Here is a 348-nt window from a genome sequence, read left to right as displayed (position 1 = left end):
GGTCGGCGACCGCATTGGTGAGGTCCCGACTCCAGGACTCCCTGAACTTCCATGAAGTCCTCTCGCACTCCTTAAGCTTCCCTATCGCTCCCTTTTCTGTGTTACGTTGGGTGATGAAAGGGAAGGTGGGGTGAGGAGTCCGGTGCAGGAGCTCTACACGGTCGAGCAGGTCGCGGACCTGCTCGGTCTGCACGTGAAGACCGTGCGCGGGTACGTGCGCGACGGGCGGCTCCGGGCGACCCGCGTCGGCCGGCAGTACCGGATCACGCGGGCGGACCTGGAGGAGTTCACCGGCGTGCCCGTGTCGGCGGCCGCGCCGGCCGCGAGGCTGGCCCACTCGTCCGCGCC

The 348-nt window shown here is 68.1% G+C and carries 1 protein-coding gene; it reads left to right on the top strand.

Annotated elements, in window-relative coordinates:
• Nucleotides 1–142: 142 nt before the first annotated feature.
• A partial coding sequence (locus tag ACWEJX_RS31760) for a helix-turn-helix domain-containing protein (RefSeq protein ID WP_451610872.1) occupies nucleotides 143–348 on the top strand: 206 nt, incomplete at its 3' end.

The sequence above is a fragment of the Streptomyces sp. NPDC004788 genome (assembly GCF_053601115.1).
Note: the sequence above shows the minus strand (reverse complement) of the source record. Positions and strands in the feature narration are given on the sequence as shown.